Source organism: Sphingomonas sp. BK345, assembly GCF_014193845.1.
Taxonomy (GTDB): domain Bacteria; phylum Pseudomonadota; class Alphaproteobacteria; order Sphingomonadales; family Sphingomonadaceae; genus Sphingomonas.
Window position 1 is genome coordinate 80086 of record NZ_JACHZX010000008.1, and the last position, 23934, is coordinate 104019.

At 70.9% G+C, this 23934-nt stretch carries 27 protein-coding genes and 1 other RNA gene; 5 read left to right on the plus strand and 23 right to left on the minus strand.

Going from position 1 to position 23934, the window contains the following annotated elements:
- Window positions 1-171: 171 nt before the first annotated feature.
- The 13 genes from FHY03_RS18875 to FHY03_RS18935 all read right to left on the minus strand — a co-directional run bounded on the left by FHY03_RS18875 (window position 172) and on the right by FHY03_RS18935 (window position 10747).
- Complete coding sequence (locus tag FHY03_RS18875) at window positions 172-474, minus strand: (2Fe-2S) ferredoxin domain-containing protein (protein ID WP_183932048.1); 303 nt, start codon at window positions 472-474, stop codon at window positions 172-174.
- Entirely contained in the window at window positions 471-1019 is a 549-nt protein-coding gene (locus FHY03_RS18880; protein WP_132907483.1) for a J domain-containing protein, read from the minus strand. Before FHY03_RS18880 ends, FHY03_RS18875 begins: the two co-directional genes overlap by 4 nt.
- Before the next feature lie 55 nt (window positions 1020-1074).
- An RNA gene (rnpB, locus tag FHY03_RS18885) (RNase P RNA component class A) lies at window positions 1075-1467 on the minus strand.
- A gap of 39 nt (window positions 1468-1506) precedes the next feature.
- Window positions 1507-2196: an N-acetylmuramoyl-L-alanine amidase gene (locus FHY03_RS18890; RefSeq protein WP_183920231.1), complete on the minus strand. Its 690-nt coding sequence runs from the start codon at window positions 2194-2196 to the stop codon at window positions 1507-1509.
- Window positions 2193-3110: a DMT family transporter gene (locus FHY03_RS18895; protein ID WP_311722364.1), complete on the minus strand. Its 918-nt coding sequence runs from the start codon at window positions 3108-3110 to the stop codon at window positions 2193-2195. Before FHY03_RS18895 ends, FHY03_RS18890 begins: the two co-directional genes overlap by 4 nt.
- Window positions 3111-3129: 19 nt before the next feature.
- The gene (locus tag FHY03_RS18900) at window positions 3130-3978 is read right to left on the minus strand and encodes a CheR family methyltransferase (RefSeq protein ID WP_183932049.1); all 849 of its coding nucleotides are present in this window, start codon (window positions 3976-3978) and stop codon (window positions 3130-3132) included.
- A complete protein-coding gene (locus tag FHY03_RS18905; protein WP_183932050.1) occupies window positions 3975-5063 on the minus strand; it encodes a chemotaxis protein CheB in 1089 nt (362 codons plus the stop codon). Before FHY03_RS18905 ends, FHY03_RS18900 begins: the two co-directional genes overlap by 4 nt.
- A 35-nt stretch (window positions 5064-5098) precedes the next feature.
- Window positions 5099-5464 carry a response regulator gene (locus FHY03_RS18910; RefSeq protein WP_183932051.1) on the minus strand — a complete coding sequence of 122 codons (366 nt, stop codon included), beginning with the start codon at window positions 5462-5464 and terminating at the stop codon, window positions 5099-5101.
- A 267-nt stretch (window positions 5465-5731) separates the two neighbouring features.
- Window positions 5732-6172, minus strand: coding sequence for a chemotaxis protein CheW (locus FHY03_RS18915; protein ID WP_183920222.1), 441 nt, complete (start codon window positions 6170-6172; stop codon window positions 5732-5734).
- Window positions 6169-8472, minus strand: coding sequence for a chemotaxis protein CheA (locus FHY03_RS18920; RefSeq protein ID WP_183932052.1), 2304 nt, complete (start codon window positions 8470-8472; stop codon window positions 6169-6171). The genes FHY03_RS18915 and FHY03_RS18920 overlap by 4 nt, the downstream gene beginning before the upstream one ends.
- Before the next feature lie 116 nt (window positions 8473-8588).
- Window positions 8589-9440, minus strand: coding sequence for a hypothetical protein (locus tag FHY03_RS18925; RefSeq protein WP_183932053.1), 852 nt, complete (start codon window positions 9438-9440; stop codon window positions 8589-8591).
- 200 nt (window positions 9441-9640) lie between these two features.
- Window positions 9641-10285, minus strand: a complete 645-nt coding sequence (locus tag FHY03_RS18930) for a histidine phosphotransferase family protein (protein WP_183932054.1) — start codon at window positions 10283-10285, stop codon at window positions 9641-9643.
- A gap of 9 nt (window positions 10286-10294) precedes the next feature.
- Window positions 10295-10747 carry a Mov34/MPN/PAD-1 family protein gene (locus FHY03_RS18935; protein WP_183920215.1) on the minus strand — a complete coding sequence of 151 codons (453 nt, stop codon included), beginning with the start codon at window positions 10745-10747 and terminating at the stop codon, window positions 10295-10297.
- 22 nt (window positions 10748-10769) lie between these two features.
- On the opposite strand from FHY03_RS18935, the gene FHY03_RS18940 reads away from it, so the two are divergent.
- The 4 genes from FHY03_RS18940 to mtgA all read left to right on the plus strand — a co-directional run bounded on the left by FHY03_RS18940 (window position 10770) and on the right by mtgA (window position 14659).
- A complete protein-coding gene (locus FHY03_RS18940) occupies window positions 10770-11717 on the plus strand; it encodes an RluA family pseudouridine synthase (protein WP_183920213.1) in 948 nt (315 codons plus the stop codon).
- A gap of 73 nt (window positions 11718-11790) precedes the next feature.
- A complete protein-coding gene (rpoH, locus tag FHY03_RS18945; protein WP_183932055.1) occupies window positions 11791-12693 on the plus strand; it encodes an RNA polymerase sigma factor RpoH in 903 nt (300 codons plus the stop codon).
- Window position 12694: 1 nt separating this feature from the next.
- A complete protein-coding gene (locus tag FHY03_RS18950) occupies window positions 12695-13915 on the plus strand; it encodes an NAD(P)/FAD-dependent oxidoreductase (RefSeq protein ID WP_183932056.1) in 1221 nt (406 codons plus the stop codon).
- Window positions 13916-13984: 69 nt separating this feature from the next.
- A complete protein-coding gene (gene mtgA / locus FHY03_RS18955; RefSeq protein ID WP_183920208.1) occupies window positions 13985-14659 on the plus strand; it encodes a monofunctional biosynthetic peptidoglycan transglycosylase in 675 nt (224 codons plus the stop codon).
- A gap of 186 nt (window positions 14660-14845) precedes the next feature.
- Here the strand turns inward: mtgA and FHY03_RS18960 are convergent, their stop codons facing one another.
- The 4 genes from FHY03_RS18960 to ald form a co-directional block, all read right to left on the minus strand.
- Window positions 14846-15079 carry a hypothetical protein gene (locus FHY03_RS18960; RefSeq protein ID WP_183932057.1) on the minus strand — a complete coding sequence of 78 codons (234 nt, stop codon included), beginning with the start codon at window positions 15077-15079 and terminating at the stop codon, window positions 14846-14848.
- 84 nt (window positions 15080-15163) lie between these two features.
- Window positions 15164-15487, minus strand: a complete 324-nt coding sequence (locus tag FHY03_RS18965) for a YbaB/EbfC family nucleoid-associated protein (RefSeq protein ID WP_183920204.1) — start codon at window positions 15485-15487, stop codon at window positions 15164-15166.
- On the minus strand, window positions 15484-17115 hold the full coding sequence (locus tag FHY03_RS18970; protein ID WP_183932058.1) for a DNA polymerase III subunit gamma/tau: 1632 nt from the start codon (window positions 17113-17115) through the stop codon (window positions 15484-15486). The genes FHY03_RS18965 and FHY03_RS18970 overlap by 4 nt, the downstream gene beginning before the upstream one ends.
- Window positions 17116-17288: 173 nt before the next feature.
- Window positions 17289-18374 carry an alanine dehydrogenase gene (gene ald / locus FHY03_RS18975; protein WP_183932059.1) on the minus strand — a complete coding sequence of 362 codons (1086 nt, stop codon included), beginning with the start codon at window positions 18372-18374 and terminating at the stop codon, window positions 17289-17291.
- Between the two features lie 112 nt (window positions 18375-18486).
- On the opposite strand from ald, the gene FHY03_RS18980 reads away from it, so the two are divergent.
- On the plus strand, window positions 18487-18969 hold the full coding sequence (locus tag FHY03_RS18980) for an Lrp/AsnC family transcriptional regulator (protein ID WP_183932060.1): 483 nt from the start codon (window positions 18487-18489) through the stop codon (window positions 18967-18969).
- A gap of 110 nt (window positions 18970-19079) precedes the next feature.
- Here FHY03_RS18980 and FHY03_RS18985 read toward each other — a convergent pair whose 3' ends face one another.
- From FHY03_RS18985 to FHY03_RS20795, 6 genes are all read right to left on the minus strand, one after another.
- A complete protein-coding gene (locus FHY03_RS18985; RefSeq protein ID WP_183932103.1) occupies window positions 19080-20609 on the minus strand; it encodes a tryptophan halogenase family protein in 1530 nt (509 codons plus the stop codon).
- A 159-nt stretch (window positions 20610-20768) separates the two neighbouring features.
- On the minus strand, window positions 20769-20912 hold the full coding sequence (locus FHY03_RS18990; RefSeq protein WP_183920196.1) for an entericidin A/B family lipoprotein: 144 nt from the start codon (window positions 20910-20912) through the stop codon (window positions 20769-20771).
- Between the two features lie 58 nt (window positions 20913-20970).
- Complete coding sequence (locus FHY03_RS18995; RefSeq protein WP_183932061.1) at window positions 20971-21852, minus strand: hypothetical protein; 882 nt, start codon at window positions 21850-21852, stop codon at window positions 20971-20973.
- Between the two features lie 2 nt (window positions 21853-21854).
- Window positions 21855-22031, minus strand: a complete 177-nt coding sequence (locus tag FHY03_RS19000) for a hypothetical protein (RefSeq protein ID WP_183932062.1) — start codon at window positions 22029-22031, stop codon at window positions 21855-21857.
- Window positions 22028-23527 (minus strand): PAS domain S-box protein, encoded by a 1500-nt coding sequence (locus tag FHY03_RS19005; protein ID WP_221190344.1) that lies wholly within the window; start codon window positions 23525-23527, stop codon window positions 22028-22030. Before FHY03_RS19005 ends, FHY03_RS19000 begins: the two co-directional genes overlap by 4 nt.
- Window positions 23528-23552: 25 nt before the next feature.
- Window positions 23553-23924 carry a CsbD family protein gene (locus FHY03_RS20795; RefSeq protein ID WP_221190345.1) on the minus strand — a complete coding sequence of 124 codons (372 nt, stop codon included), beginning with the start codon at window positions 23922-23924 and terminating at the stop codon, window positions 23553-23555.
- Window positions 23925-23934: the final 10 nt, after the last annotated feature.

Below are 23934 nucleotides of genomic sequence, written 5' to 3' on the forward strand. Positions count from 1 at the left end.
TCCGCGCCTCCGTCCTCTCCGCCGTCATGCTGAACTCGTTTCAGGATCCACCTGCCCGCAGGCGCCGCCGGCGGTGGATGCGCGGCACCGTGGATCCTGAAACGAGTTCAGGATGACGCGGAAGAAGGGCGACCATTGCGCTCCCTCGCCAGTGCGGCCACCCGTGTGCTCTCACCCTTCGCCGCGCAGCCCCGCCGCCAGCGTCGCGATATCGGCACCCGCCTCGACCAGCCGCCACCGATCGGGCGCCCGCGTGTCGACCAGGGTCACCGCCCCGCGCGGGCACACCCCGAGGCAGCGCACCTCGACCACGCCGAGCGCCGCCTTGCGCCCCTTGCCCAGCCCCGGCTCGTCGCGCAGCGCCTTCGCGAGCGACCGTTTGCCCTTGCGACCGAAGCCGCCGCCCAGCTTCTTCGAGCATTTGCCGCAGACCAGCAGCGCGCCGCCCCAGCGCGCGCGTACCTCGTCCCTCACGCCTCTGCCCGCGGCTTCCAGGTGCGCGCGTCCTCGGCGGCGCGCAGCACCTCATAGGCCGCCTGGATCGCCTGGAAGCGCTTGGCCGCCTCGGCGTCGCCGGGCCGGACGTCGGGGTGGTTCGACTTGGCCAACCGGCGCCACGCCAGCCGCACGTCGTCAAAGGATGAATCGACCTCGAGCTCCAGCACCTCGAGCGCGCGCATCTCGTCGCGCGAGCGCGTGCCGTCCCCCGGCCCCGCCCAGGCCTGGTGGCGCGATTGCTGATAGCCGCCGGCGTCGCGGCGCTCGTCGGCCTCGCGCGCAGCGGCCTCCTCGGCGGAGAGGCCCTCGAAATAGTTCCAGCCGCGATTGTACTCGGCCGCGTGCGCCTGGCAGAAGTACCAGCGATCGGGGCTGTTGGGCGACTTAGGTGCTGGGCAGTCGCCGGGCTCCTCACAGCCGTGGCGATCGCACAACCGCACGTTCGCCGCTTCGCGGCCCGCGCCATAGCCGCGCCAGCGCGGGAAGCCCCAGTCGTTCGAGCGGGTGGGAATACGTGCCATGCGCCCCGGCACATAGGGTCCGCCGCCGCGCGCGCCAAGCGAGCGCGGCGGCGAAAATGCCAGGGGGCCTGTAAGCCGGGTTCTGTCCATCCCTCGCGGGACTGGGCGACCATTCCTCTCGGCGCGCCGTCGCCGACGCGCTCCAGCAACCAACCCGGGCGGCGAGCGGGAACACGCCCCGGACGCGCGAACGCGCCCCTGCCGCCCCTATTCGGTCTTGCTCCCGGTGGGGTTTACCGTGCCACGACCGTTGCCGGCCGCGCGGTGCGCTCTTACCGCACCCTTTCACCTTGGCCCGGCCGAAGCCGTGGCCGTCTGCTCTCTGTTGCACTGTCCCTGACCGCGGGCTCGCGCCCTTGGCCGGCGGGCGTTACCCGCCACCGTCGTTCCGTGGAGCCCGGACTTTCCTCGGCACGCTGTTGCGTGACGCGGCCGCCCGGCCCCCTGGCGCGGTCGCCCTAGCGGCTGCCGCGCCGCCTGGGAAGCGTCAGTCGTCGCCCCGCGGCCGCGGCAGCAGCAGCGCGAGCAGGATCATGCGGCACTCGGCGTCGATCTCCCCGTCGATCAGCTCCGGGCGGAAGCGCCGCTGGAATGCCATGATCGCCGCCATGCGGTCGGTGACGTCATAGCCGAAGCGCTCGAGCGCGAGGCAGAAGGCGGGCTCGCTCCAGAACGGGTCCATCAGGTTCTTGGTCGGCCGCGGCAGCGCCAGCCGCAGCCGCGCCAGCCGGTGCCACGGGAACAGCTCGCCCGGATCGCGCTTGCGCGCGGGTGCGACGTCGGAATGGCCGACGATATTGCCGCGCGTGATCTCGTAGCGGTCCTTCAGGTGCGCGACGAGCCGGATCACCGCGTCGACCTGCGGCTCGGGAAAGGCGCGGTAGCCGAACTCATGCCCGGGGTTGACGATCTCGATCCCGATCGCGGCCGAGTTGACGTCGTCGACGTCGCGCCAGTGCGACGCGCCGGCGTGCCAGGCGCGCTTGTCGTCCTCGACCAGCCGAAGGATCGTACCGTCCTCGTCCACGACATAGTGGCTCGACACCTCGGCCGCGGGGTCGCGCAGCCGCGCGACCGCCTCCTCGGCGCTGCGCATCCCGGTGTAATGGAGCACGATCATCGAGATCGGCAGCTTGCGCTCGTTGAAATTGGGCGACGGCGCCTCGACACATCTCATGCTCGTCGCTCACCCTTTGCCGCCGTCCGGATCGTCACGATCGCCACCCCCAGCATCGCCACCGCGCCCCCGGCGACCATCGGCCAGGTCAGCGGCGTGCCGAACCAATAGGATGCGGCGGCGACGCTGACCACCGGCGCGGCGAGCGTCAGCGGCGTGACGGTCGAGACCGGGTGGCGCTGCAACAGCCACATCATCGAACCGTGGCCGAGCACGGTCGAGCCGATCCCGGAGAAGGCGATCGGCAGCAGCGCCGCGATCGGCGTTCGCGGCAGCCGCGCGATCGCCCCCGGCTCGAACCACCACGACGCCGCCGCCAACGTCAGCGTCCCGAGCAGACCGATCCACGCGTAGATCGTCAGCACCGGCACGCCGACGAGCCGGCGCTGGATCAGCGAGCAGATCGCCCACACCAGGCTGCTCGCCGCCGTCAGTGCCAGTCCCAGTCCCTCGCGCGCCGCGGCAGGATCGAACACCAGCAGCCCCACGCCGGCGAAGGCGAGCAGGATCCCGATTACGCGCGGCGCGTGGATCCGCTCGCGCAGCACCGCGATCGCGAGCAGCAGCGAGAAGGGCACGCCAAGCTGTCCCGCGATCGCGAGCGCCCCGACATTGTCGGACACCGCGAGGCTGAGATTGATGAAGACGTAGAACAGTCCGCCCGAGAGCACGCCCAGCGCGAGCAGCGGCACCATCTTGCCTGGCACGACGCGCAGCGCACTGGCGCAGACCAGCAGCACGATCAGCTGGCGCAGCATGCCCGCGGTGATCGGCGGGACGAGCGCGACCGCCTCCTTCACCGCGACGATGTTGAGCCCCCAGAGCAGGTTCATCATCACCACCACGGCGAGATCGCGCGCGCCGAACGTGGTGGCGGACGGCGGGGCGGCGGTGATCGGGTCGGCGCTGCTCACGCCCCGTCGAATCGCGGACTTAGCGAGCGGTGTAAAGCTGCTCCGGTGTGTCGGGCGCGCCGACCCGCTCGTAGAAGCCGCGCGCGCGCCGGCACGGGCGCAGCCGCTCCGACTGGCCGATCACCGTCTCGCCCGCGCCGAGCAGCAGCACGCCGCTGGGCTTGAGCGCGGCGGCGAGCCGCTCCAGCACCTGCTCGCGCAGGTGCGGCGCGAGGTAGAACAGCACATTGCGGCACAGGATCAGGTCGAATAGGCCGGCCGGCGCCGGGTCGGTCACCAGATTGTGGCGGCGATAGGCGATCGTCGCGAGCAGCTTGGGCTGCGCCACCCACTGATCGTTCGGCGCGCTCTCGAACCACTGCACCATGCGCCGGATCGGCAGGCCGCGCTGGATCTCGAACTGGCTGTAGCTGCCCGCGCGCGCGCGGGCGATCGCGGCGGCGGAGACGTCGGTGGCGACGATCTCGGGCATAGGCCCGCCCGCCTCGGCGAACAACATCGCGAGCGACAGCGGCTCCTGCCCCGTGGCGCAGGCGGCGCACCACACGCGCGCGGGCGCCGGCTGCTCCTGCACCAGCTTGGCGGCGGCCTCGATCACGCCGGCGTCGCGGTAGAAGCTGGTCTCCTGGTTGAGCAGCGAGTCGACGATCCGGTCCGCCAGTGCGGTATCGTGACGTTCCATCAGCCTCGCCGTGAGTTGTTCGACCCGATCGAGCCCGAGCGACTGAAGCAGCGGCTTCAGCGCGGCGTCGAATTTCCAGCTGCGGCCGGCGGCGATGCGCTGGCCGGTGCGCGCCTCGAGCAGCGCGGCGAAGACCTGTGCCGAGCCCGCGTCGATCGTCGGCTGTCCCTGCGCCGCCGCGCTCACCGCCCGCCCCCCGCAGCGATCATCGCGCCGAGCTCGGCGGGCGACATCACGCCCTGCGCCAGGCCAGCCTTGGCGACCGCGCCCGGCATGCCCCACACCACCGAGCTGCCGCGATCCTGCACTAGCACGGTGCCGCCCGCGTCGCGCACCGCACGCGCGCCCTCGAGCCCGTCGCGGCCCATGCCGCTCAGCACGATCGCGAGCAGGCGCGGGCCGTAGACCGCGGCGAGGCTCGCGAACATCGGATCGACCGAGGGCAAATTGCCGGTCGGCGCGGGCACCTGCGACAGCCGCGTGGCCGCCCCGCCGTCGTGGAGCGCGTGCGCGACGAGGTGGGCGTTGCCCGGCGCGATCACCACTTCGCCGGCGCGGACGCGGCCATGATCCTGCGCGATGACGCTAGGGCGCTTCGCCGAGACGCCGACCTGGGCGGCGAAATAGGGCGAGAAGGACGGCGGCAGGTGCTGCGTGACCAGGATCGGCTGGGTCACCGCGGCGGGCACCTCGGCGAGCAGCGAGGCGAGCGCGTGGATGCCGCCGGTGGAAGCGCCGATCGCGATCGCGTCGAAGGCGGGCGCCGCCGGTACGAGCGGCGCGGGAGCGAAGCCGCGGCGCGCCGGTTCGATCACGGCCACCGCGCCGGCCGGCGCAGCAGGGGCGGCGAGCACGTCGAGCCGCGCCAGCAAGGTGTCGCCGAAGCGGCTGGCGAAGGCACCCGCGACAGGCTTGACCAACGTGTCGGCCGCGCCGAGCGCGAGCGCGCGCATCGTGACCTCGGCGCCCTCCGCCGCGGTGCTCGACACGATCAGCACGCGCGCGCCGGCCCCGGCGACGAGCAGCTGCGGCAGCGCGTCGATCCCGCTCTGTCGCGGCATCTCGAGATCGAGCAGGATCACGTCGACCCGCTGCGTCGCCAGGAAGGCGAGCGCGCGCGAGGCGTCGCCGACCGCGCCGGCCAGCTCGAACCGGCCGCTCGCCTCGATGTAGCGACCGAGGGCGGCGCGCGCGACCGCCGAATCGTCGACGATCAGCACGCGCGGCGCCGCGCCGCGCGACGAGGCCAGAGAGGACGCGAACTGCGGCATGGCAGCGATCGGCGCGGGTGCGGCGGGCGTCGGCGTCAGGCGACGCCGACGATCTGGAGTTTGCTCTGCAGCGTCTCGCGATCGAACGGCTTCATCACATATTCGTCGGCGCCGGCCTCGATCGCCGCGCGGATGTGCGCCATGCCGTTCTCGGTGGTGCAGAACACCACCTTCGGGCGCGCGGGCAGCGGCTCGTCGCCGAGCGCGCGGAGGAACTCCATGCCGCTCATCACGGGCATGTTCCAGTCGAGCAGGATGACGTCGGGGCAGGAGGCGCGGCAGGCGGTGAGCGCCTCGCGGCCGTCCCCCGCCTCCGCGACGGTGAAGTCGAGCGTCTCCAGGATATGCCGGGCGACCTTGCGGATCACCTTGGAGTCATCGACGATCAGGCAAGTCTTCATGGGGCAGTCCTGCGATACCAAGCGTGGCCTGCTTGTGCCGCGCGAGGGGTAAGTTTGACGTTAACGGCGACACGAAAGTTGTTCCGGTCGCGGTGTCACAGGGCACTGAATGGATGACACCGCGGATTCAGTTTCATCCGCCATCCCGGACGTGATCCGGGATCCATGCTCGCGCTTGCGTGAAGCCGGAAGAGTGCGCGGCGCCATGGATGCCGGGCCAAGCCCGGCATGACGAACCGGAGACGCTCGCCCCCTGGCTTGGCCCGGTCAGGCCAGCGCGCTGGCGCGCGCGACCAGCCGATCGACGTCGAGCGCCAGCAACGTCTCCTGCTGCCCCTCGCCGATGCCGGTGACGAAATCCCACTCGCCAGCGGTGTCCAGCCCCGCTGGCGCAGCGCCGAGCTGGAAGGTGGAGACGTCCTCGAGCGAGTCGACGGCGATGGCGTAGAGATGGCCGTCGACGATCGTCGCCACGGCGCGGCCACCCTCGCGACGCGTCTCGTCGGGACAGCGAGCGACCCCGAGCAGCGTGCGCACATCCAGCACGGTGGCGACGCGGCTCCGCATCGCCGCCAGCCCGATCACCGAGGCGGCGGCGCCGGGCGCGGGCACCACCGCGCCGACCTCGACCACCGAATCGACCCGCTCGGCGTCGAACAGCACGCCGCAGCCGCCGATCCGCGCCACGAGTTGCAGCGATCCGATCATGCGCGATGCTCCTTCAGCGCGGCGATCAGCGCGCCGCGATCGTAACGGTAGAGTGGCTGGCCGCGCGAGCGGCTGAGCCGCAGCGCGGGCACCGGCGCGCTGTCGGCTTCCTCGTCGATGGCGAGCGCGATGGCGGGGCGCTCGCCCGGGTTGACCGCGCGGACCACCCGGTAGCCGGCCTGCTCGATCGTCGGTTTGAGGAAGGCCTCCATCCATGCACCCTCGCTGCCGTAGAGCAGGCAGAGCGGACGCTCGGCCGCGACGGGCAAGGCGGCGAACAGCGCGAGCGGGTCGACCATTTCGATCGGCTCGCCCGCGACCACCGCCAGCCCCGCGATGATGCCGTGCGGATCGGCGGCGGGCGACAGTTCGTCGGGCAGCGGCACGATCTCGACCGCCTCCTCCACGGGATAGGCGAGCTCGAGACCGTCGGCCTGGAGCCGCAGCACGGTTCGCACGGTCTCAGCGACCACCCCCTGGCCCGCCCAGACCGGCACCGAGCGGCCGTCGATGGTCAGCCAGGTGCCGCCCGCGAGCGAGCGCACCGCGCCGGCGGCGACCTTCTCGATCCGGTCGACCGCGTCGGACACGATCAGGCGGCGCTCGCCGTCGACGTCGAGGAAGAGCAAGGCCCGCACCGGCTCGACCGCGACGGAGGCGGAGGCCTGCGCCTGGGCCTGCTCGAAGGTCAACCCCGCCTTGGCGGCGATGCCGGAACAGTCGAGCAGCAGGATCGGCAGACCATCGTCGGGCAGCATCTGCCCGGCGTAGAGGCCCGCGCGCATCACCGCGGGCGCGGCGGGCTTGACGACGAGCTCCTGCGTGTCGCGCACGCCGTCGAGTGCGAGCGCGAAGCGGCCCTCGCGCAGGGAGACGATGGCGAGATAGCGCGGCGGCTCGGCGGGCGCGCGATCGAGCAGGTCGCCCAGCTCGACCATCGGCAACCGCTGGCCGCGCAGCAGCACGATCGAACCCGTCCCGACGCGATCGACCCGCACCGCGCCGCCGTCGACCGCGACGATCTCGTCGACCGACTGGCGCGGCACCGCGAAGCGCGTGCCCGCGGCGTCGACCAGCACCGCGTTGAGGATGGCGAGCGTCAGCGGCACCTCGAGCGATACGGTGAGCCCCTGCCCCGGACGGTTGACCAGCGAGATGCGCCCGCCGGCCTGTTCGACATTCGCCTTGACCACATCCATCCCGACGCCGCGGCCCGACAGCGCGGTGACCTCGTCGCGCGAGGACAGGCCGGGCTCGAAGATCAGTCGCAGCCGTGCCTCCTCGTCGAGCCCGCGCAGCTCGGCGGCGCGCGACGGCTGGTCGCGCAGGATCTTGGCGACGAGCCGGTCGGTGTCGACGCCGCGGCCGTCGTCGACGATGTCGATGATGATGAGGTTGCCCGCCTGTCGCGCGACCACGCGCAGCTCGCCGGTGCCGGGCTTGCCTGCGAGGATGCGATCGGCGCGGTCCTCCAGCCCGTGATCGACCGCGTTGCGGACGATATGAACGAGCGGATCGCGCAGCAGCTCGATCATCTCGCGGTCGAGCTCGACGTCGCCGCCCTCGATCACCAGCGACACCGCTTTCCCGAGCGAGGAGGCGGAGTCGCGCGCCAGCCGCGGCAGCGCCGAGAAGAGCGCCTCGACGCGCTGCATGCGGGTGCGGGTAACGGTGTCGCGCAGCTCGTCGACCGACAGGCTGAGCCGCTCGAGCATGGCTTCCAGCCGCGGGTCCTCGATCAGGCGCAGGTGGCGTGCGAGCTGGTTGCGCGCCAGCACCATGTCGGACACGCCGCTCATCATGCGGTCGAGCAGGTCGACCGAGAGCCGCACCGAGCGCTTGTGCCCGGCGCGCTGCGCGGTAGCGGCGAGCATCGAGGGGTCGGGCGGCGTCGCCGTGCTCGGGACCGCGACGGCGGATGTGGCGGCGGCGGGAACGGCATCGAGCGCGGCGATCAGCAGCGCCTCGCCGCCGTCGTCGAGCGACTCGCCCGCGTCGATCGCCTCGACCAGGTCGCCGATCCGGTCGATGATCGCGAGGATGGCGCTGACGAGCGCGCTGTCGGGCACCCGGTCACCGCCGCGGACCGCGGCGAGCGCGTCCTCGGCGGCGTGGCTGAGTCGGGCGAGCCGCGGCAGGTCGAGGAAGCCGCAGCTGCCCTTGATGGTGTGAACGAAGCGGAAGATCGAGTCGAGGCGCGCCCGATCGGTCGGATCGGCTTCCCAGCCGACGATCTCGCCCGAGAGCGCCTCGAGCGTCTCGCGCGTCTCGGCGATGAATTCCTGCAGCAGATCGTCCATGCGGCCCCGTCGCGTCCTGTCGGCGAGCGCGGCCATGGCATAGGGGCGGTTAAAAGGGTGTTTACTGAGGGGGCGGCGGCGCGACACCGGCTAGCCTATGCCGCGCCGTACCCTTTCTACTTGAGCGTGCCCGTCAGGCGGGTCGACGCCAGTGTGCCGTCGTCCTTTCTAACCGCGACAACCATCGCCAATTCCTTGCCGCCCGGTCCGAACGGCCGTCCGCGGAACTCGCCCGTCACCTTGCCGTCGCTGCTCTGGAACGTGCCCTTGATGTGCTTCGTCGCGTCGATCGTACCGGTAAGCGCGACGTCCGTCGCCTGACCACCGTCATGGATCAGCGGGACGGTGCCGGCGATCGTGCTCTTCGCCAGATCGACGGTCAGCGGCGCAGGCTTGACACCCGCCTTATTGCCCTCCTCGCCGATCAGGGCGGCATAGGTGAGCGTTCCCGTCCCGTTGATCTCCGCCGGATTGGTCGGCGCACCGATGACGAAGTGGCGATACGTGCCCGCGTCAGCATATTCGGCGAACACGAAATATTGGTATGATGACAGCGCGCTCGGCAGTCCGAGCGCAACTAGGCGTCCACCACTCTGTATGTAAAGCCCCGAACCGCCGCTGATACCAGGAAAGGCGAATACACCCCCGTTCGGAAGATCCGAGCTGTCGGCGAAGGTGATCTTATTTTCACTTTTGACGAAAGAAGTGACGGCAGTATCGGACGACGAAAACTCTGCGGTCTTGAATTTGCCGTCCACGGCCGTGGCCGAAAACCGATCATAACCCTTGAAGGTCCGATCGATCGTGAGATCGGCGGCCTTCTCGTACGAGTAGGTCTGCGGCGTGGGTGAAGGCGTCGGTGAGGGGGTCGTCGTTCCAGCCTTATTGCTGCTTGCTGTGGCGGACGCCTTCGCATCCTTGCCGTCATCGCCGCAAGCGCTCAGCATCAGCATCAGCGTCAGCGTCATCGCGGTCGCCGTCATTGTCCGTCGCATCATAAATCCTGCCCCAGGAAAATCTCACATCCGCACGATGGGATGCGAGATCATTCTAGAGCGAGCCCGGTTCTCGCGTTGTTCCTCCAGTGCCTTTATGGGTCAGCTACTTAATTGGCTGCACTCAATGGCTTGTCGCTGCGGCTCGCCGCCTTGAGCCGGGCGGACGACTTTTAGCGGTTCGGCAGCGCCGCCCCGAACAGCAGCGTGCCGTCCACCGCGTCACTCACCATCACCGAGCCGCCCGCGTCGGACGCGATCGTGTTGACCAGGAACGCCGCCGCCGCGCGCGGGGTGATCGCCGCGCCGTTCGCGCCGTCGGTCAGCGTGGCGCGCAGCTCGGGGTCGAGCACCAGCCGCGGACCCTCGGCGCGCAGCACGATTTCGGTTGTCTCGGCGCTCTCCTCCACCCCGATCGTGACCGTGCCGCCCCGCACCAAGGTGTCGCCCGCGATCAGCGCGAGATTGAGCAGCACCTTCACCGCCGCCTTGGGCAGCTCGGGCTCCTCGATCAGCCATTGCAGTTGCAGCCGCTTGTTGTCACCGAGCAGCCCCTCCACCGCCTGACGCGCCTCGCGCACGTCGACCCGCTCGCCGAAGCCCCCCGCCGCGCCGAACGCCAGTCGGAAGAACTTGAGCTTGTTGGCGGACACCCGCGCGCTCTCGTTGAGCAGCTCGAGGCAGCGCGCGCGCATCTCGGGATCGGTCTCGTCGTTGAGCAGCTCCAGCCCGTTGTTGAGCGCGCCGACCGGAGAGAGCAGGTCGTGGCACAGGCGCGAGCACAACAGGGAGGCGAAGTCGACCGGGCTGATCGTCATGTCGAGGAATTACTCCGCGCGGGGGGCGTCGCCGCCTTGTGGCGGCTCGTGCCCGGCTCCGCAACCGTCGTCGCGCATCGCGACCGGAACGAAGCGGCCGTGCAGCGCGCCGTCTTCGACCGCGCGCCATGCTGTCACCGCCTCGCCCGCCACGATGAGCCACAGGCTGCCGTCGGGTATGGCGTCGGCGGCGTCGCGCGGCGAGGGACTCGCGTCACCGCTCGGGTGCGAATGGTAATGGCCGAGCACCGCCGGTGCGCCGGCGCGCGCCGCGCGATGCGCCGCGAGCAGCGCGGCGGGATCGAGCTCGAAGCGCGTCGCCGGGGTCGCGGCGACGTTGCGGCACGGCAGCGCCCGCTCCACGTGCTCCCCGCGACCGAGCAGCAGACCGCAGACCTCGTCGGCGCTGCCGGCCGCGGCTGCGATCAGTTCGTCACGCAGGCGGATTGAAATATCGACCATCGTCGCCACATAGCATGGAGCAATGGACCGGGGGGTTTCCATCATCTCAGCGACGATCGCACCCTCCTCGGACGGGTGGCGGCTCGATCGTGCGCTCGCGGAGGCGGTGCCGACGCTGTCGCGCGAGCGGCTCAAGGTGCTGATCAACGCGGGTCAGGTGACGCAGGACGGCGCGGCGGTGCGCGATCCGTCGCGCAAGTCGCGCGCGGGCGACGCCTATGCGGTCGCGGTCCCTGCCCCCGCCCCCGCGCACAACGAGGCGCAGAACATCCCGCTGGTTGTCGCGTACGAGGACGATCACCTCATCGTCGTCGACAAGCCTGCCGGTCTGGTCGTCCACCCGGCGGCGGGCAACCTCGACGGTACGCTGGTCAATGCGCTGCTCCACCATTGCGGCGGGTCGCTCTCCGGGATCGGCGGCGTGGCACGGCCGGGGATCGTGCATCGCATCGACAAGGATACGTCGGGGCTGATGGTGGCGGCCAAGACCGACCGCGCGCATGAGGGCCTTGCCAAGCAGTTCGCCGCGCACACGATCGACCGGCGCTACCGCGCGATCGTCAACGGCCGGCCGATGCCCGCGGCGGGCAGCGTCGACGCGCCGCTCGCGCGGTCGGCCGCCAACCGCAAGAAGGTTGCGATCGTCGCCGGTGGCAAGCGCGCGGTGACTCACTATTCGCTGCTCCAGCCGCTGCGCGACGCAGCGTTGGTCGAGTGCCGGCTCGAGACCGGGCGGACTCACCAGGTGCGCGTTCACATGGCGTCGCTCGGCCACGCCTTGCTGGGCGACCCCGTTTACGGTAGAACGAAACCAGCACATCGCGGCGTGATCGAAACGCTCGGTTTCCGCCGCCAGGCCTTGCACGCCGCCCGCCTCGGGTTCATCCACCCGATTACTGGCGACGCGCTGTCGTTCGACAGTGCGATGCCGCGGGACATGCAGGAACTGTTCAGTCAGCTCGTCGTATAGGTGCGAAGCGCGCGCCGTCTGGCACTAGTCCGGACATCGTCGCGTTTCCCGCCAGGAAGGGAGATCAAGGATCATGGCAGCACGCAGCAACGTCCCGGCGACGATCCCTGCGCTCGGCGGGGAGCAGAGCCTCAACCGCTATCTCGCCGAGATCAAGAAATTCCCGATCCTGGCGCCCGAGCAGGAATATATGCTCGCCAAGCGCTTCCAGGAGCATGGTGATACCGAGGCGGCGGCGCAGCTCGTCACCAGCCATCTGCGCCTCGTCGCCAAGATCGCGATGGGCTATCGCGGCTATGGCCTGCCCGTCAGCGAGCTGATCTCCGAGGGCAATATCGGGCTGATGCAGGGCGTGAAGAAGTTCGAGCCCGATCGCGGCTTCCGCCTCGCCACCTATGCGATGTGGTGGATCCGCGCCTCGATCCAGGAATTCATCCTGCGCTCGTGGAGTCTGGTGAAGATGGGCACCACCGCGGCGCAGAAGAAGCTCTTCTTCAATCTCCGCCGCATGAAGGCGCGGCTCGACGCGTTCGAGGACGGCGACCTTCGTCCCGAGGACGTGCAGAAGATCGCGACCGATCTCGGCGTCACCGAGGCCGACGTGGTCAGCATGAACCGCCGCATGGCGATGGGGGGCGACACCTCGCTCAACGTCTCGATGCGCGAGGACGGCGAGGGCCAGTGGCAGGACTGGTTGCAGGACGACGCGCCGCTGCAGGACAAGGTCGTCGCCGACCAGCAGGAGGCGGACGTGCGCCACGACATGCTGGTCAACGCGATGAGCGACCTCAACGATCGCGAGAAGCACATTCTTACCGAGCGGCGTCTCACCGACGATCCCAAGACGCTGGAGGAGCTGAGCCAGGTCTATGGCGTCAGCCGCGAGCGCGTCCGCCAGATCGAGGTGCGCGCGTTCGAGAAGCTCCAGCGCGCGATGATGCGGCTCGCCGGCGAAAAGCGGCTGCTGACCGTCTGACGTGGCGCGCGGCGCGGATGCGGTGGTCGTCGGCGGCGGGGCCGCCGGCATCGCCGCGGCGCGCCACCTTCACGACGCCGGTCGCGACGTGTTGCTGCTCGAGGCGGGCGATCGGCTCGGCGGGCGCGCCCGTAGCATCGCGATCGGGGGGGCGACGCTGGACCTCGGCTGCGGCTGGCTCCACTCCGCCGGACGCAATCCCTGGACCGGGATCGCGCGCGCGCGCGGCTTCACCGTCGCGACCGACACCGCGCGCTGGGGCGAACAGTGGCGCGACCTCGGCTTTCCGCGCGACGATCATCGTGCCGCCAACGCCGCACGCGAGCGGATGACGGCGGCCGCTCATGCCTTGGCGGCAGCGCCCGATCGCGCGCTGGGCGCGGCGGTGCCGTCGGATGAGCGCTGGCGGCCGCTGCTCGACGCCATCTCGCGCTTCGCCAACGGCGCCGCGATCGACGACGTCTCGCTCCATGACTGGCTCGCCTATGAGGATGCCGCGACGGAGGACAATTGGGCGGTGCGCGAGGGTTACGGCACGCTGATCGCAGATCATGCGCGTGGGCTGCCGGTGCGGCTCGGCTGCGCGGTGACGCGGGTCGATCACCGCGGCGCGCGCCTACGTGTCGAGAGCGCGGCCGGAACGATCGAGACCGAGGCGGTGGTCGTGGCGGTCCCGACCCCGGTGCTGGCGCGCGGCGGGATCGCCTTCGAGCCCCCGCTGGCCGACAAGGTCGGCGCCGCGGCCGGGCTGCCACTCGGCGTCGCCGACAAGGTGATGCTGCGCGTCGACCGGCCCGACTGGCCCGCCGACTCGCACCTGATGGGCAATCCCCATTCGGCGGATACCGCGAGCCATCGCCTGTCGCCCTTCGGCTACCCGCTGATCGAGAGCTTCCTCGGCGGCCCGACCGCCGACGCGCTGGAGGACTCGGACGCCGCTGCCGCCTTCGTCGTCGACGAGCTGGTCGCGCTGCTCGGCGGTGAGTGGCGCGTGCGGCTCCATCCGGTCACCGCGACCCGCTGGCGGCACGAGCCGTGGATCGGGGGCAGCTACTCGCACGCGGCGGTCGGCCACGCCGGTGCGCGCGCGGTGCTCGCGGCGCCGGTCGACGCGCGGCTGTATTTCGCGGGGGAGGCCTGCTCGCCGCACGATTTCTCGACCGCGCACGGGGCATATGAGACCGGGATGGCGGCGGCGCGGGCGATCCTCGGCGAGGTGTGAAGGCGTCGGTACACTGACAGCCTCTCTCCATGCTTCTCACCGCCACGCGCGCCCGCTACCACGCGTCACATGTTCCGCCTGCTCCGGCTCCTGCTCAAGCTCGTCCTCGGCTTCATCCTGGTCTCGGTCGCCTGGGTGCTCCTCTACGCCGTCGTGCCAGTGCCGTTCACGCTGACCATGGCGGGCGACCTGTTCGCCGGACGCGGCGTCACCAAGGAGTGGCGTCCCCTCGCCGCGATCGACCCCGACATGCCCCGCGCCGCGATCGCCGGCGAGGACAGCAAGTTCTGCACGCACCACGGCTTCGACTGGGGCGCGATCGCGGGCGCGGCCATGCACAATGCCGAGGGCAAGCGCATCCGAGGCGGCTCCACCATCAGCCAGCAGACCGCCAAGAACGTCTTCCTGGTCCAGGGCGGCGGCTATGTCCGCAAGGCGCTGGAGGCGTGGTTCACGCTGCTGATCGAGACATTCTGGGGCAAGCGCCGGATCATGGAAGTCTATCTCAACGTCGCCGAGACCGGGATCGGCACCTACGGCGTCGAGGCCGGCTCGATCCGCTATTTCCGCCACTCGGCCGAGCGGCTGAGCCCGATCGAGGCGGGACGGATCGCCGCGGTGCTGCCACTGCCCAAGAAGCGCGCCGCGATCGACCCGAGCGGCTTCGTGCGCCGGCACGGCGACCGGCTGGCGCGCTACGTCGGGGTGGTGCGCCGCAACGGGCTGGACGCTTGCCTGCGATGAGGCGTGGCGTGGGGGCTTAGGCGCAACCTTGACCCACTCCAGCGCCGTCATCTCGGACTTGGTCCGGGATCCACCTCGCCTCACTCTCAGGAACCGAGGTGCTCGCGACACGGTGGGTCCTGAAACAAGTGCAGGATGACGCTGCCAACTGAGGTGCGGTCACTTCTCAGACCCGCCACGGTTCCATTACTTCGCGGCGCGGTCCACGGCGGCGCCGGCTTTGTCGGCGGTGTCGCCGACGCTCTTCGCCGCCGAGGTGATCGCGTTGTTCTTGGCGACCTCACTATCGTTGCGGACGAGCAGCAGATAGGCGCCGACGATCACCGCCAGCAGCACCGCCAGCCCGATCAGCACGCCGCCGCCGCCGCGACGCTCGATCACCGTCGTGTGCGGGGTCTGGGTTACGCGGTCGTCGCTCATGGCATCCTCCTCTCACCTGAGTGAGCGAAGGAATGCGAGCGACGGGCGCTTGTTCCCGCCGCGCAACAATCCGACTGTCCCGCCTCAGAACGGTAGCTTGAACCCCGGCGGCAGCGGCAGACCGCTGGTCATCTTCGACATTTCGGTCGAGGAGACCGCGTCCGCCTTGGTCCGCGCGTCGTTGAACGCGGCGGCGACGAGGTCCTCGAGCATCTGCTTCTCCGAGGGCACGATCAGCGAGTCGTCGATCGCGACGCCGATGATCCGCCCCTTCGCCGAGGCGCGGACCTTGACCAGCCCGCCGCCGGCGACGCCCTCCACCTCGATCGTGTCGAGGCTGTCCTGCGCCTTCTGCAGTTCGTTCTGAACGTTCTGGGCCATCGCCAGGATGTCGTTGAGATCCTTCACGTGATACTCCGCTTGGCTGGTTTGGGGTCGATCAGTTCGGCCTCGGGAAAAGCCTCGAACGCGGCCGCGACGATCGGATGCGCGCGCGCCGCATCGTGGCGCGCCTGCACCGCGTCCTGCTCCGCCTCGAACATCGTCGGCGCGCCGGGTGCATCCGCGACCGCGATCTTCCACGGCATGCCGGTCGCCTCGCGCAGCACCGCGGCAAGTTCGGTCAGCGTGTCAGTGGAGAGCGGACGCGCGCCGCTCAGTACGATCTCGGGCGGGGCGTAGCGGACCAGGCTGGCGCCGCGCTTGAGGCGGACGAGCAGCTCGAGCTTGTTGAGGTCGTCGAGCAGCGCGAGCACGCCCGCGAACTCGCTCGGTACGCGGTCCGCCGGCGACGGCGGTGCGGGCGGCGCCACCGGTGCGGCGGCGGGCGCCGGCATCGCTCCGCCCGCGAGCCGGCGCGCCAGCTCGCCCGGATCGGGCAGCGTCGAGGCGTGGATCGCGCGCAGCAGCGCCATCTCGGCGGTCTCGATCGGCAGCGCGGCGCGCTGGACCTCCTCATGCCCCTTGAGAAACAGCTGCCACAGGCGGTGGAGCAGCGGGAACGACAGCTTGTCGGCCCAGTCGCGATAGGCGGCGCGCTCCTCGGCGGGCTGCGCCATATCATCGGGCGCGCCGACCTTGATCTGGGTGACGCCGTGCACCGCCTCGAGCAGGGCGCGGATCACGCCGAGCGGGTCGACGCCGAGATCGTACTGGCGCCGCAGTGCGGCGAGCGCTCCCGGCGCGTCGCCCGCCAGCACCAGCCCGAGCAGGTCGCGCACCGCGCTGCGGTCGGACAGGCCGAGCATCTCGCGCACCGCGTCGGCGCTGACGCCGCCGCCGGCCAGGTCGGCGTGCGCGATCGCCTGGTCGAGGATCGACAGCCCGTCGCGCGCCGAGCCTTCCGCGGCGCGCGCGATCAGCGCCAGCGCCTCGGGCTCGGCCCGCGCGCCCTCGGCCTCGACCACGCGCGCGAAATGATCAGCGAGCAGGGTCGCGGGGATGCGGCGGAGGTCGAAGCGCTGGCAGCGCGACAGCACGGTGACCGGCACCTTGTTCACCTCGGTGGTGGCGAACAGGAACTTGACGTGCGCGGGCGGCTCCTCGAGCGTCTTGAGCAGCCCGTTGAAGGCCGCTTTCGACAGCATGTGGACCTCGTCGACGATGTAGATCTTGTAGCGCGCCGAAACCGCGGCGTAGCGCGACGCCTCGATGATCTCGCGCACGTCGTCGATGCCGGTGTGGCTGGCGGCGTCCATTTCGATCACGTCGATATGGCGCCCCTCGGCGATCGCGCGGCACGGTTCGCATACGCCGCACGGGTCGATCGTCGGGCCGCCCTGCCCGTCGGGACCGACGCAGTTGAGCGCCTTGGCGATCAGCCGCGCGGTCGAGGTCTTGCCGACGCCGCGGACACCGGTGAGCAGGAAGGCGTGCGCGATGCGGTCGCGCTTGATCGCATTGGCGAGCGTCTGCACCATCGCGTCCTGGCCGATCAGCGCCTTGAACGACTGCGGGCGATATTTGCGCGCCAGCACGCGATAGGGCTGTGCGCCCGCGGGCGGCGGCGGGGTCTCGAGATCGAGGGATTCGGCCATCGCCGCCGGATATAGGGCGTGGCCTCGCGCTTGTCGAAGGATGCGGGCGCGGCGAGGCTCATGCCCGCGCGCCGGTCATCGCGACGCGCGCAACAAGACCGAGCTTGGGGTCGGCGGTATACCGACCCCGCACGCACGAAGGTCACGGTGGCGCGGCGAAGCGCGCCTTGGCCTCACCCTTGGCCGAGCGCCTCCGCCACGACGCGGTTGACGATCCGTCCGCCGCGCACGTTGACGCCCTCCATCAGCCCGGCGTCCGCCTCGGCCGCGGCATAGCCCTTGTCGGCCAGCGCGAGGCCGTACGGCAGCGTCGCATTGTTGAGCGCGTGGCTCGAGGTGAGCGGCACCGCGCCGGGCATGTTGGCAACGCAATAATGGATCACGCCATCGACCTCATAGGTCGGCTCGGCATGCGTGGTGGCGTGGCTGGTCTCGAAGCAGCCGCCCTGGTCGATCGCGACGTCGACCAGCACTGCGCGCGGCTTCATCAACGCGAGCATCGGCCGGGTCACCAGCTTGGGCGCCGACGCGCCCGGGATCAGCACCGCGCCGATCACCGCGTCGGCCTCGGCCACCTCATGCTCGATCGCCTCCAGCGTCGAGACTCGCGTGCGCACGCGCCCGCCGAACAGCTCGTCCAGCTCGCGCAGCCGCGGGATCGAGCGGTCGATCACGGTCACCTCGGCGCCGAGCCCGACCGCCATGCGGGCGGCATGGGTGCCGACCACGCCGCCGCCGAGCACGACGATCCGCGCCGGCTGCACGCCCGGCACGCCGCCGATCAGCACGCCGCGCCCGCCGTTGACCGCCTTGAGCGCGGTGCCCGCCGCCTCGATCGACAGCCGCCCCGCGACCTCGCTCATCGGCGCGAGCAGCGGCAGGTGGCCGCGCCGGTCGGTCACCGTCTCATAGGCCACCGCGGTGACGCCCGATGCCATCAGCCCCTTGGCCTGCTCAGGATCGGGTGCGAGGTGGAGGTAGGTGAAGAGGATCTGATCCTCGCGCAGCTGCACCCATTCGCTCGGCTGCGGCTCCTTCACCTTGACGATCATCTGCGCGGTGGCGAACACCTCCTCGGCGGTGTCGACGATCGCGGCGCCGGCAGCGCGATAGGCCTGGTCGTCGGCGGCGATGCCCGCCCCCGCGCCGGTCTGCACCACCACCTCATGACCGCGCGCGACATATTCGCGCACCGCGCCGGGCGTGAGGCCGACGCGATATTCGTGGTTCTTGATCTCCTTGGGTACGCCGACGCGCATGTTCCAGGCTCCTCTATCCTGCGCGCAGGATAACGCTGCCGCCACGCCGAGTCCGCGCGAAGTAGCAGGCGCGCGGGTGACTTTCCGCCGAGTTCATGCACAAAGTGAGTACATGACGCAGGAATCCACCGCTCTCGACCGAATCGACCGCCGCCTGATCGCGCTGCTGCTCGGCAACGCGCGGGCGACCGCCTTCACGCTGGCCGAGGCGATCGGCCGCTCCGCCACCGCGGTGGCGCGGCGCCAGCGCGCACTGGAGGAGGCCGGCGTGATCACCGGCTATGCCGCACGGCTCGATCTCGCCAAGCTGGGCTGCGCGACGATCGTCCACATCAAGGTCACGCTGGAGAGCCAGCGCAAGGACGTGCTCGACTCGTTCGAGCAGGCGATCGCCGCGAGCCCCTCCGTGGTGCGCTGCGACCTGATGTCGGGCAGCTACGACTATCTGGTCACGGTGCGCGCACGCGACCTCGGCGACTTCGCGCGGATCCACCGCGAGGAACTGTCGCGACTGCCGGGGGTGACGCAGATGGAGTCGGGCTTCGTGCTGCGCGAGGTCGTAGCGCCGCGATTGCCGCTGACGCTGCTGGAGTGATGGGTGAGACGATGGGCGCGCGGCGCCCGAGTGAACCTTCTGCTAGCGTTGAACCGCGATGGTCCGTCTCGAGCCCGCGTCTGGCCGTGAAGACGACCACCCCCGCGCCTCTATTCCGCCCCCGCCATGAGCCCCACCCGCCGCAGGTAATCCGCGTGGGTCGGCAGCGTCGCCACCGCGGCGGCGCTGGCGGCGTGCATCTGGCGCAGCGCGGCGGCGACCTTGGCCTCGTCGAGCGCGTCGACGGCGGGTTCGTGATCGGTCGGCATCAGCCCCTGACCGAGCCCCACCGCGACCCAACTCGCGGTGGTGAACAGCTCGGCGGTGTCGCGGAAGATCCGCCCCTTGCCCGCGAACAGCGCCATCCGCCGCCGCAGCGTCTCGGGCACGTCCATCGTCCGCACCGCGTCCCAGAACGGCGTGTCGTCGCGCCGTGTCGCTTTGTAGTGGAGGATGAGGAAGTCGCGCACGTCCTCGTACAGGTCACGCATGTGGCGGTTGTACTCGTCGCGCTCCTCTGGATCGAAGCGGCGGTCGGGAAAGAGCGCGATCAGCTTGGCGATGCCGGCCTGGACGAGGTGGATCGAGGTCGACTCGAGCGGCTCGACGAAGCCGCTGGCCAGCCCCAGCGACACGACATTTGCGTTCCACGCCAGCGTCCGCCGCCCCGCGACGAACGACAAGCGGCGCGGCGCCGCCTGCGGCTCCCCCTCGAGCGCGCCGAGCAGCGCCGCCTCGGCCGCGTCGTCGTCGAGGTAACGGCTGGCGTAGACATAGCCGTTGCCGAGCCGGTGCTGCAGCGGGATGCGCCACTGCCAGCCGAACGGCCGCGCGGTCGCGCGCGTGTAGGGTTCGGGGTCACCCGGCAAGGCGCAGGGCACCGCCACCGCGCGGTCGCACGGCAACCAGCGGCGCCAATCCTCATAGCCCGTCGCCAGTGTCTCCTCGATCAGCAGCCCGCGGAAGCCGGAGCAGTCGACGAACAGCTCGCCCGCCACCTCACGGCCGTCGGCGAGGCGCAGCGCGGCGACCTGCCCGGTCGCGGCGTCGCGGCGGACCGACACGACGCGCCCCTCGACTCGTGTCGCGCCCGCCGCCTCGGCGTAGCAGCGCAGGAAAGAGGCGTAGCGTGCCGCGTCGAAGTGGAAGGCGTAGCGCAGGTCGCGCAGGGGCGCGGGCGAGTCCGGTGCGGGCCGCGCGAAGCGACCCGCGCGCGCGGCGACGCCGCTGATCGCCCAATCAGCGATATCGGGCACGGCGCCGCCGGCCTCGCGCGCGCGCCGTGCCGCGCGCAGCCAGAGCTGGTGGAAGTGGATGCCCTGCAGGTCGCGACCGTGTGCGCCGAAGGGGTGCAGATAGCGCTCGCCCAGCGCGCCCCAGTCGACGAACTCGATGCCGAGCTTGAACGTCCCCGCCGTGGCGCGCAGGAAGTCGTCCTCGTCGATGCCGAGCATCTGGTTGAAGGTGATGAGCGGCGGGATCGTCGCCTCTCCCACGCCGACGGTTCCGATCTCCTCCGACTCGACCAGCGTGACTCGCGTCACGCCGTTATCGAGGAAGCGCGACAGCGCCGCCGCTGCCATCCAGCCCGCGGTGCCGCCGCCGAGGATGACCACGTCGCGGATCGTATGCTCGTTGATCAACCGCTCGCCCCCTGCCGCGGGGGACGCGGCGCTATGCCGTCTTTGGCGCAGCCGGGTCGCGGCGGGAAGCGGCCGCGTCGCCTCGACGTGACGCGAGCGGCCGGGTCGCGCCCGTCGACGCGACCCGGCTGCCCCTATCGCGCGGGCAGGCGGCGATCACTTCTTCTTGCTGGTCCCCGACGCGTCGGACACGGCATTACCCGCCGACTCGAGATCCTTGCCCGCCCCATGCACGGTGTTGCAGGCGGTGAGCGCCAGCAGTGCGCCGAGGCCGATGCCCAGGCCAATCGTCTTGGTCATATCAGGCTCCTTGCAGAAAGAGGGCGGCGGGCCCGATACGCCGGCCCGCCGCCGGTCATCAGCGCAGACGGCGGCGAGTCGCCGTCGTCGCGCCGAACGCGGCCGCACCGGCGCCAGCGAGCAGCGCGAGCACGAGGATGAAGGAGGTGCCGGCGGCAGCACCGGCGGCGGCGTCGGTGGCGGACTTGGCGGTCTGCACCGCGTCGTTCTTCGCCTTGACGACGTCCTGCTTGGCGCGAGTGACCTGCGCCTGCGCCTCGGCGCGGCTGATCTTGCGCTGCGCCGCGACGATGTCGACGATGCGGCCCTCGGCGCGCGCGCCATCGGTGCCGCCGCGTGCCAGCGCCGGGAGCTGTTTGGCGATCTCCTTCTGCGCCTGCTCCGGCGTCATCTGCGCCGGGTCGCCGGGCGCGTCGGCGAGATAGGCCGATGCCTCGTCGCGCACGTCGCCCTGGTCGATGCCCGCGATCTGCGTCACCTTCGGTGCCGCCGCGCCGACGGTCGAACCCGCCGCGCCGGCAACCGCGCCGACCGTACGGAACGCGCCGCCGATGATGCCGCCCACCGCGGAGGTGAGCAGGTAGAGGGTGAGGATCAGCGTGACGCCCCACACGACCAGCCCGTGGACGAGCGCGTCGAACCGCTCCGTCACGCCCGACAGCCGCGCCGCGGCATAGCCGCCCGCGCCGAGCGCGACGACCGTGGTGATCAGCCAGTAGAGCCCCGCGCCGATGCCGAACCCGGTCGCGCCCGGCGTCGTGCCCTCGACCGGGTCGACCATCGAGAGGCCGATGCCGGTGCCCAAGATGCCGAGCAGCAGCTGTACCGCCACCGCCAGCACCACGCCCGCGAAGATCGCGCCCCAGGACACGCGCGTGCCGGCGCGCGCGAAGGCCCTCTCGTCCAGCGGCGCGTAGCCGCCCGTCACATTCGTCGCCATAGTCACTCCTGTTCTGTCGGTTCGCGGGCGGGGTCGGGCGTGCATCCCGCCTCCTCCTGCTGCGCGCGCCCCTCGCGCACTGCGGCATCATCGCCGATCAGCTTGCCGATCGCCGCGCGTGCCGCTCCCTTGGCGCGACGACGGTCGGCCGCCTCGCCCCGTTCGGGATTCTTCGTCATGCCGACACCTCCCGCGGCCCGACCGCGACCGTCTCGCTCTCGAACCCGCGCGCGCGTGCCCAGGCAGCGGCCGCGGTGCGGCGATTGACCCCGATCTTGGCGTAGATCCGCGCGACATGGTTGCGCACGGTGTTGCCGGAGACGCCCAGCGAGCGCGCGATCGACTTGTCATCGAGCCCACGGCAGATCAGCGCCAGCACCTCGCGCTCGCGTGCGGTGAGGTCGTCGATCCCCGCCCCGCCCAGATCAGGCTGGGGCGCGCGCAGTCGCGCCAATTTGTCCATGATCGAGCGGCTGAACCAGCTGGTGTCCTTCATCACCGCCTCGATCGCCTCGACCAGTTCGAGCTCGGTCGCCTTGCGCTGGGTGATGTCCTGGAAGGCCCAGAGCAGGCAGGCATCGTCGCCGAGTGTGATCGCCTCGGTCGAGACGAGGCAGTCGATCGCGCCGCCGTCCTTCGCGGTGATGCGCGCCTCGTGCGCGCGCAGGTCGCGTCCGTCCTCGATCACAGCCTCGATGCTGGCGCGCACCGCGTCGCTCGACCACAGGCCGGCGTCGGCGAGCGAGCGACCGATGATCTCGGTCGCGGCATAGCCGGTTAGCGCCGTGAAGCTGGCGTTGACCTCGCACAGAAGATGGCCGTCGCGCGCGCCGATCGCCATCGGTACCGGCGCCATCTGGAAGGTACGGGTGAAGCGCTCCTCGCTGTGGCGCAGCTGCGACTCCGCCTTCCGCCGCGGCTCGAGGTCGGCGAAGGTGAACAGCATGCAGGGCTGGTCGCCCATCTCGATCGGCTGGCCGGCGACGATCACCAGCTTGGTGCCGCCGCCTGGCAGATCGAGCTCGGCCTCCATCTGCGGGATCGTGCGCCCCACGGCGAGCCGCTCCTTGGCGAGCTCGCGGCGGTCGGCGCGGCGCAGCACGTCGATGTCGTAGACGGTCTTGCACAGCACTTGGTCGCGCGTGTGACCCGTCATCTCGAGGAAGCCCTGGTTGACCTTGACGTATCGGAGGTCGGCGAGCCGACAGATCACCGCCGGTGCCGGGTTCGCGTTGAACGACTGCTCGAACCGGTCCTCCGCCTCGTAGCGCGCGGTGACGTCCTGGATCACCAGCACCACGCACGACGGCGCGTCCTCGTCGCCGTCGTTGAGCACGAGGCTGCGCACCTGGTGGACCCAGCGCGGCTCGCTCTCGCCCGCGACGGTGACCTCGACCACCACTTCGGAGAAGGAGTCGCCCGCCACCACCCGCTCGATCGGATAGTCGTCGGCCTCGAGCCGGTGGTTGTTGCGGTAGCGCAGCTGGAAGCGCGCGCGATACGCGTCGACGGTGTCGCCGAGGTCCTCGAGCCGCTCGACCCCATGCATCGCCAGCGCCGCAGCATTGGCCCACAACAGGGTCTCGTCGGGATCGATCAGGATCACGCCCTCGTCGAGACCGGCGATGATCTGGCGGAGGTGGCGCAGATCCGCGGTCTCGCGGAGGGTTTTCAACGACGGTGACACGCGCGCTCCCGGGTCAGCCGCGCTGGCCGCTGGCGAGCCAGCCGAGCGCGAACCCGCCCAGCGCGGCGACCGCCGCCCACAGCAGCCGCTCGTCGCCGCCCCGCACCGTGGCGCGTGCCTCGTGCGCGCCCCGCCGGGCGACATCGGCCGCGCGCGTGGCGGCGTCGCCGGCCCTCTCGCGCACCTCTTCGATCAGCCCCGGCGTGGCGTCGGCAACGTCCTCGGCGGCCGATTGAGCGCGGCCAAACAGCTTCTCGGCACCGCCGGCGACCTCATCCTTGACCCCGCTGACCTGCCAGTCGCGGCTGTCGACGGTGTCGCCGATCGCCTTCTCGACCTTGCCGCCGAGATACCGGGCACCACCGTGAAGCTCATGCTTGTTCATCTTGATTCTC

Bases quoted from the DNA above. Each gene is read 5' to 3' on its own strand.
- FHY03_RS18880 (WP_132907483.1), bottom strand. From the start codon at position 1,019: ATGGCACGTATTCCCACCCGCTCGAACGACTGGGGCTTCCCGCGCTGG.
- FHY03_RS18890 (WP_183920231.1), bottom strand. From the start codon at position 2,196: ATGAGATGTGTCGAGGCGCCGTCGCCCAATTTCAACGAGCGCAAGCTG.
- FHY03_RS18905 (WP_183932050.1), bottom strand. From the start codon at position 5,063: ATGCCGCAGTTCGCGTCCTCTCTGGCCTCGTCGCGCGGCGCGGCGCCG.
- FHY03_RS18910 (WP_183932051.1), bottom strand. From the start codon at position 5,464: ATGAAGACTTGCCTGATCGTCGATGACTCCAAGGTGATCCGCAAGGTC.
- FHY03_RS18915 (WP_183920222.1), bottom strand. From the start codon at position 6,172: ATGATCGGATCGCTGCAACTCGTGGCGCGGATCGGCGGCTGCGGCGTG.
- FHY03_RS18920 (WP_183932052.1), bottom strand. From the start codon at position 8,472: ATGGACGATCTGCTGCAGGAATTCATCGCCGAGACGCGCGAGACGCTC.
- FHY03_RS18925 (WP_183932053.1), bottom strand. From the start codon at position 9,440: ATGACGCTGACGCTGATGCTGATGCTGAGCGCTTGCGGCGATGACGGC.
- FHY03_RS18930 (WP_183932054.1), bottom strand. From the start codon at position 10,285: ATGACGATCAGCCCGGTCGACTTCGCCTCCCTGTTGTGCTCGCGCCTG.
- FHY03_RS18935 (WP_183920215.1), bottom strand. From the start codon at position 10,747: ATGGTCGATATTTCAATCCGCCTGCGTGACGAACTGATCGCAGCCGCG.
- FHY03_RS18940 (WP_183920213.1), top strand. From the start codon at position 10,770: ATGGACCGGGGGGTTTCCATCATCTCAGCGACGATCGCACCCTCCTCG.
- rpoH (WP_183932055.1), top strand. From the start codon at position 11,791: ATGGCAGCACGCAGCAACGTCCCGGCGACGATCCCTGCGCTCGGCGGG.
- mtgA (WP_183920208.1), top strand. From the start codon at position 13,985: ATGTTCCGCCTGCTCCGGCTCCTGCTCAAGCTCGTCCTCGGCTTCATC.
- FHY03_RS18960 (WP_183932057.1), bottom strand. From the start codon at position 15,079: ATGAGCGACGACCGCGTAACCCAGACCCCGCACACGACGGTGATCGAG.
- FHY03_RS18970 (WP_183932058.1), bottom strand. From the start codon at position 17,115: ATGGCCGAATCCCTCGATCTCGAGACCCCGCCGCCGCCCGCGGGCGCA.
- ald (WP_183932059.1), bottom strand. From the start codon at position 18,374: ATGCGCGTCGGCGTACCCAAGGAGATCAAGAACCACGAATATCGCGTC.
- FHY03_RS18980 (WP_183932060.1), top strand. From the start codon at position 18,487: ATGACGCAGGAATCCACCGCTCTCGACCGAATCGACCGCCGCCTGATC.
- FHY03_RS18990 (WP_183920196.1), bottom strand. From the start codon at position 20,912: ATGACCAAGACGATTGGCCTGGGCATCGGCCTCGGCGCACTGCTGGCG.
- FHY03_RS18995 (WP_183932061.1), bottom strand. From the start codon at position 21,852: ATGGCGACGAATGTGACGGGCGGCTACGCGCCGCTGGACGAGAGGGCC.
- FHY03_RS19000 (WP_183932062.1), bottom strand. From the start codon at position 22,031: ATGACGAAGAATCCCGAACGGGGCGAGGCGGCCGACCGTCGTCGCGCC.
- FHY03_RS20795 (WP_221190345.1), bottom strand. From the start codon at position 23,924: ATGAACAAGCATGAGCTTCACGGTGGTGCCCGGTATCTCGGCGGCAAG.